A 6,199-nucleotide genomic window follows, 5' to 3' on the forward strand; every position below is an offset into this window, starting at 1 on the left:
AGGCCTGCATCAGGCCTCCCTCGATTTCGTGTCACACCTGTGGTCAGTTTCCATCGGCCACTTTGCGCTCTATCTCGTCGACCTTTTTCTGCAGCTCTTGGGTTTCCTGCTCCTTGGTGCGGGTGGAAGAGGGCGTGATGACTTCGTCCACTGCGCGGGTATCGTCTTCCGTGTCCGCCAGATCCCTCTGCACCACATTCACCGGCTTGCCGGACGAGTCCCTGGGCGGTGCGTTGGATGTCATGGGTGATTCGCCATCATTGCTGCGTTCATCATTGTCGTTCATGTCGCATACCTCCATCGGCTTTCACATTGGATGCAAGGGTGCAGGTCGAGTTCGGGATTTTTCATACCCGCTGACCGCCGGCCCCCGGTTAATCAGGACGGCGTCGCCTCGGTCCAGTCGAGCTTGGCCGACTCGCGCCAGCGCACTTCGACGACGCCGTATTTTTCCGCCTGGGGCCTGGATACCACCTTGAGCGGCGGCCTTCCGGGTTTGGGGATGGGCGCTATGCCGGCATCACAGCTTGCCCAATGCCAGGCATCGCGATTGCTCATCACTTTTGCACGGATGATGAACGACCTCGGCTCCCCGTGGAGCAGGTATTCAATGATGTAGAGACCGGTGCTGTTCATGAGGACCCTCCTTATGCTCATAGACAAAGGAGTGGTGGTGTCAGAAAAAATTCAAAGCAATTTCCCGGCGGCGTTAAGCGCTTATTTTCAGGAAAAAAAATGCACTTTATGAGGTTCTGGAGACTCCCTTTTCAAGCCGCTCAGCTGCAGATCAGCCTGACTGCCTTGGCGGCACGTTCCAGCTCCTGTTTGACGTCCACCGGTATTCGCTGCTTGCGCAAGGTTTGCTCCAGGAAGGCCTGGTTGCCCCGACTGTCGACTTCGGCATCAATGGCGGCGTCCTCGGCACCGATCGCCGTGGCGTGGGATTCCATCACCGAGTCAATCTCGACATTGCTCTTGGCGGCATCCAGGGCGCCGACGAGTTTCGCCACGTCCTCTTCTTCGGCCCTGGCATAGGCATCCACCGTCAAACCTGCCGCCAACGCCCGAGCCCGCACTTCGACTCCTTTTAACGCCTCCCTGGCTTCCCCGCAGCGTAATTCCTGAGTGTGGTTTTGCACATCGCGCCACTGCAGCAGTGAGTACGTCAGCGTGCCGACCATTGCCAGGGTGATACCGCTTATCAGGATCGGCTTCATGGGTGGATTCTCGAGCGGATGCAAAAGGGCGCGCTATTTCTTTCAGGCATTCACAGCGTAGCACCGGGCAGCGAGGATCAGCGGCTTCAATATCTTTCCAGGTGCCGCCATTGCGCTTTCTCCATGCGGCCCATAACGTATTGGTTTTCGTTGCAAAGCAGGTCGACCATTGATCGAAAGACGCCAGTTCAGTGAAGGGTTAAAGGGCAAGAACCTTCGTTACCTGAATGACAACGCCAGCGCGACACCTCAAGTGGTGCGCTGCGGTTTCCTGCTGCTTGAGCATTTTTCGCTGCCGGCCTTCACGCAGGTGCTGGATACGCTCGTGACCGCCAATCTGCTGCGTCCAGGGGTGTTCACCACGCGCACCTTCGGCTTGAGCGACAGCGAAGTAGTCAGCGATCTGGGGCTGGTCATTCGCCCGGACGCTCGTCTCGACGGTTCAGCGATCAAGGGGCTGGACCTGCTGGTGGTGTGTGGTGGTTATCGAACCGAACTCAAGGCCAATGAAGCGTTTATTACTCAGCTCAAGGCCGCAGCGGAGCAGGGCGTGATGCTCGCCGGCTTGTGGAACGGCGCCTGGTTCCTCGGCAAGGCGGGCCTGCTCGAGGGCTATCGCTGCGCCATTCATCCGGAACACCGCCCGGCGCTCGCGGAGATCTCCCGGGCGACCCAGGTCAGTAGTGAACCCTACGTCATTGATCGCGACCGCCTCACGGCGTCCAGTCCTTCGGGCGCCTTTCACATGGCCCTGGACTGGATAAAAAGTCTTTACGATAAAGCCCTGGTCGAGGGTGTCGAGGACATCCTGGCCTTCGAGGAATCGCGTTACCGGCGAATCAAGCCGGCGGAGAACATCTGCGTCAGCGCGCCGTTGCGCGAGGTGGTCAAACTCATGGACACCAATCTTGAAGAGCCGCTGGAACTGGAGCAACTGGCGGTCTACGCCGGTCGTTCGCGGCGACAACTCGAACGCCTGTTCAAGGAGCAGCTGGGCACCACGCCGCAACGCTATTACCTGGAGCTGCGCATTACCGAGGCGCGCCGGCTGCTGCAGCACACCGAGTTGTCTCAGGTCGAAGTCCTGGTGGCCTGCGGGTTCGTCTCGCCAAGCCATTTCAGCAAGTGCTACAGCGCCTACTTCGGCTACCGGCCTTCCAAGGAAAAGCGCCTTGTGAAGTAGCGTTGAAGCGCGCCCCGGAGGAACTCCGTTGGTCTCGGCTTTCTGTGGCTATGCTTGACTGACCGTCGCATCGGAAGACATCCATGCCCTCAAGCGCAGCCCTGTTCAGACGCCCGCGCCAGTTACTGATCCTTGGCGTGCTCGGCCTTTGCGGCTGCGTGCGTCTGGGACCGGATTTCCAGGCGCCGGGCGAAGCATGGAGCCGGCAATGGAGCAGCCCGGCCCTGGAACAGGCCAGCCAGCGCGAACAGAGCCCGGACCTGCGTGAGTGGTGGCAGGTGTTCAACGACCCGTTGCTGGATCGCCTGATTGCCGCTGCGGACGCGGGTAACGCAGACCTGAAAATCGCCGGGCTGCGGGTCATGGAAGCCCGGGCGCGGCTGGGGATTGCCGAAAGCGGGCGTTACCCGCAGCTGCAGCAAGCCAGTGCCGACAGCCTGTACCTCACCCGCCGGCAATCCGGCGGCAGCAATTCGCAGGACAGCCACTTCTGGCAGCACAGCGTGGGTTTCGATGTGGGTTGGGAGTTGGATTTCTGGGGCCGCTTCAGCCGCGCCATTGAGTCGGCCGACGCCAGCTATTTCGCCGCGCGTGCCAACTATGAAGACGTGCTGGTGCTGCTGCACGCGCAAGTGGCGGATACCTATTTTGCCTTACGCACCACCGAGGCGCGGTTGCGGGTGGCAAAGCAGAATGCCCGGCAGCAACAGCGTAATTTCGAGATCACCGAGAAGCTGTTCAACAGCGGGCAGAATGCCGAGCTGGATCTGCAGCAGGCCCGGACTCAATACCTGGGCACCCTGAGCACCATCCCCAGTCTTGAGGACCAGCTGCAACGCACCCGCAATGCCCTGGCCGTACTGATCGGCCAGCCACCCGGCGGCGTGCCGCAGTTGGCGACGAGTGACGGGCTGATTCCGCTGGTGGATCAGGCGGTGCTGCAGGATGTGCCCGCCAGCCTGCTGCTGCGTCGCCCCGACGTGCGAGCTGCCGAGCTCAATGTCGCTGCGCAGTCGGCGCTGATCGGCGTGGCCGAAAGCGATTTTTATCCCTCGTTGACCTTGCTTGGCAGCATCGTCTGGTCCGCTGATTCACTGGATGGCACCCCGCGCAGCCTGGACCTGATAGGGGGGCCGAGCCTGCGCTGGAATCTGTTCGATCATGGCCAGATCAGCAACAACGTGCGAGTGCAGGATGCGCGGTTGCAGCAGTTGATCGAAGTCTATCGCGACAAGGTTCGCCAGGCGGCACGGGAAGCCGATGATGCCGCTGGCGGCTTGATCAAATCCCTTGAGCGCGAGCGTATCCTGGGCGAGGCCGAAGTGGCCGCCAAGCGCTCGCTGGTGCTGGCCAGCGCGCAGTACCGCGAAGGTTATTCGGACTTCCAGCGAGTGCTGGATGCGCAGCGGGCGCTGCTGGAGCAACAGGACAACTACCTGGTGGCCCGCAGCAATGCCGTGAGCAATGTCATTGCCCTGTACAAAGCCTTGGGTGGCGGCTGGTCCAGCGCCCAGCCAATGGTCGATCCCGCCACTCGCAGGCAGATGCAAGAGCGCACCGACTGGGGCGATCTGCTGGACGAGCCTGGAGTTGCCCAGCCTGCCTTTCCCCAGCCCGACGAGGTCAAAACACCATGAGCGACACTGTCCCGCCCTCGGCTGAAACACCGCCGGCGCCAGCACCTGCACCCGCTCCAGACCCGAGCCGCAAGGGCCTGAAGTGGGTGTTGCTGTTGATTGTCCTGAGCCTGGCCTGGTACCTGCTGGCGGATCGCTTCACGCCGTATACGCAGCAGGCGCGGGTAGGGGCCTTTGTGATTCCGGTGGCGGCGGAAGTGGCAGGGCGGGTGATTCGGGTCAACGTGCGGAACAATCAGGATGTAAAGGCCGGCGAGGTGCTGTTCGAGGTCGACCCCCAGCCGTATCAGATTGCCGTGGATCGGGCGCGGGCCGATCTTGAGTCGACCCGGCGCCAGATCGGCGCCGGCACTGCCGGGATTGCTGCCGCGCAGGCCAATCTGAGGGCGGCCCAGGCCAACGAACTCAAGGCGCGCCAGGACAATCAGCGCCTTGAAGGCTTGTATCGGGACGATCCGGGGACCATCTCGGTGCGCCTGCTGGAAGTCTCCCGGGCCAATCGCGAACAGGCCGTGAGCCAGGTCGCTGCGGCCCGCGCCGAAGTCCAGCGGGCACGGGAACAGGAGGGCGGCAGCGATGAGGACAACGCGACCCTGCGCAGTGCCGCCACGGCGTTATCAAAAGCCGAACTGGATCTGGCCAATACCCGGGTGCGCGCGCGATCCTCCGGGTTGATCACGGACCTGCGCACCGATGCCGGCCAGTTTGCCGCTGCCGGAGGTCCGGTGATGACCCTGATTGCGATCCACGATGTATGGGTCAGTGCCGACATGACCGAGAATAATCTGGGTCTGGTCCAAATCGATACGCCGGTGGCGATCGTGCTGGATGCGCTGCCGGGGGAGGTGTTCGAGGGGCGCGTGCGTAGCGTGGGTTACGGGGTCAGCGTCGGTCAGGCGCCCGCGCCCGGAACCCTGCCCAGTGTGCAGAACAGCCGCGACTGGTTGCGCCCGGCGCAGCGCTTCCCGGTGATTATCGAGTTCTCCTCCGAAGCCAAGGAGCACTTGCGCGACAGTCGCGGGATCCGCGCCGGCGGGCAGGCTGAAGTCATGGCCTTTCCCCGCGAGGGCAATCCACTGAACCCACTCGGCCGCCTGTTCTTGGGTTTCATGAGCTGGCTGTCGTATGTCTACTGAAACCACGATCAGGGCCCGGCGCGCGTTGCGCCTGGCGACGGGCACGGCGCTGTGCCTGGCGGCGAGTTTCGGCCTGGGCTTGCCGATTCCTTTCGTGGCGCCGGTGCTGGCGGTGTTGTTGCTGGCGACGCTGAATCGGCCCCTGCCATTCAAGGCAGCACTGGTCCTGGCGCTGGCGGCGATGCTGACGACCGGCAGCGGTCTGTTGTTGATTCCGGTCCTGCGGTACTACCCGCTCAGTGGCGTGCTGTTGATTGGCCTTTGTCTGTTCCTGGTATTCCGCTTCGGCCTGCGCGGTGGCAACGCGCTTATCGTCACGTTCCTGGTCATCGGCCTGACCATGATTTCGTCAGCCGGGGTTGCCGATTTCGGCCTGGCGGCGACGGTCATCGAGGCGCTGGTCAAGGGCCTGCTGCTCGCGGTGCTGGCCGTGGCAGGCAGTCACTGGCTGTTTGCCGAACCGGCGGATGCTCCGCCATCGCCCAGTCCCCCAGGCTTGCCGCCTGCCGAGGCCGCACGGGTGGCGCTGCGAGCCACCCTGATCGTCCTGCCGACCTTCCTGCTGGCACTGATCGACCCGGCCAGTTACCTGCCGATCATTCTCAAGGCGGTCAGCCTGGGTCAGCAAAGCTCGACCAGCCACACTCACAGCGCCGGTCGGGAGCTGGTCGGCTCGACCCTGCTGGGCGGTTTGCTGGCGATCCTGTTGTGGTGTGCACTGAGCCTGTTTGTGCACCTGTGGATGTTTTTCCTGTGGATGCTGCTGTTCGGCCTGGTGCTGGCGCGCAAGCTTTACCGGCTCAGCCCAACGGGTTTAAGCCCGGGGTTCTGGCTCAACAGCCTGATCACGATGATCATTCTGTTGGGCCAGTCGGTGCAGGACAGCGCAGCGGGCAAGGACGTCTACACCGCCTTTGCCATACGCATGGGGTTGTTTATCGCCGTGACGCTGTACGCATGCCTGATGGTCAATCTGCTCGAGCAACGCCGAGCACTCCCCGCCGCCCCAACCTCGCTCCCCACCCA

Annotated in this window: 7 protein-coding genes; 4 read left to right on the forward strand and 3 right to left on the reverse strand. The window is 62.6% G+C overall.

The window, feature by feature from the left end; all coding sequences use genetic code 11:
* Window positions 1-43: 43 nt before the first annotated feature.
* The 3 genes from IMW75_RS09265 to IMW75_RS09275 form a co-directional block, all read right to left on the reverse strand.
* Window positions 44-286, reverse strand: a complete 243-nt coding sequence (locus IMW75_RS09265; RefSeq protein ID WP_205892433.1) for a hypothetical protein — start codon at window positions 284-286, stop codon at window positions 44-46.
* Window positions 287-378: 92 nt separating this feature from the next.
* Complete coding sequence (locus IMW75_RS09270) at window positions 379-636, reverse strand: DUF6555 family protein (RefSeq protein WP_045062182.1); 258 nt, start codon at window positions 634-636, stop codon at window positions 379-381.
* Between the two features lie 140 nt (window positions 637-776).
* Window positions 777-1,217: a hypothetical protein gene (locus IMW75_RS09275; RefSeq protein WP_205892434.1), complete on the reverse strand. Its 441-nt coding sequence runs from the start codon at window positions 1,215-1,217 to the stop codon at window positions 777-779.
* 169 nt (window positions 1,218-1,386) lie between these two features.
* On the opposite strand from IMW75_RS09275, the gene IMW75_RS09280 reads away from it, so the two are divergent.
* The 4 genes from IMW75_RS09280 to IMW75_RS09295 all read left to right on the forward strand — a co-directional run.
* Window positions 1,387-2,400 carry a GlxA family transcriptional regulator gene (locus tag IMW75_RS09280; RefSeq protein WP_205892435.1) on the forward strand — a complete coding sequence of 338 codons (1,014 nt, stop codon included), beginning with the start codon at window positions 1,387-1,389 and terminating at the stop codon, window positions 2,398-2,400.
* Between the two features lie 83 nt (window positions 2,401-2,483).
* The gene (locus tag IMW75_RS09285) at window positions 2,484-4,037 is read left to right on the forward strand and encodes an efflux transporter outer membrane subunit (protein ID WP_205892436.1); all 1,554 of its coding nucleotides are present in this window, start codon (window positions 2,484-2,486) and stop codon (window positions 4,035-4,037) included.
* Complete coding sequence (locus IMW75_RS09290; protein WP_205892437.1) at window positions 4,034-5,173, forward strand: HlyD family secretion protein; 1,140 nt, start codon at window positions 4,034-4,036, stop codon at window positions 5,171-5,173. The genes IMW75_RS09285 and IMW75_RS09290 overlap by 4 nt, the downstream gene beginning before the upstream one ends.
* A partial coding sequence (locus tag IMW75_RS09295; protein WP_205892438.1) for a DUF2955 domain-containing protein occupies window positions 5,163-6,199 on the forward strand: 1,037 nt, incomplete at its 3' end. The genes IMW75_RS09290 and IMW75_RS09295, both read left to right, overlap by 11 nt.

The sequence above is a fragment of the Pseudomonas gregormendelii genome (genome assembly GCF_017114825.1).
GTDB classification, from domain to species: domain Bacteria; phylum Pseudomonadota; class Gammaproteobacteria; order Pseudomonadales; family Pseudomonadaceae; genus Aquipseudomonas; species Aquipseudomonas gregormendelii.

Bases quoted from the DNA above. Each gene is read 5' to 3' on its own strand.
- IMW75_RS09265 (WP_205892433.1), bottom strand. From the start codon at position 286: ATGAACGACAATGATGAACGCAGCAATGATGGCGAATCACCCATGACA.
- IMW75_RS09270 (WP_045062182.1), bottom strand. From the start codon at position 636: ATGAACAGCACCGGTCTCTACATCATTGAATACCTGCTCCACGGGGAG.
- IMW75_RS09275 (WP_205892434.1), bottom strand. From the start codon at position 1,217: ATGAAGCCGATCCTGATAAGCGGTATCACCCTGGCAATGGTCGGCACG.
- IMW75_RS09285 (WP_205892436.1), top strand. From the start codon at position 2,484: ATGCCCTCAAGCGCAGCCCTGTTCAGACGCCCGCGCCAGTTACTGATC.
- IMW75_RS09290 (WP_205892437.1), top strand. From the start codon at position 4,034: ATGAGCGACACTGTCCCGCCCTCGGCTGAAACACCGCCGGCGCCAGCA.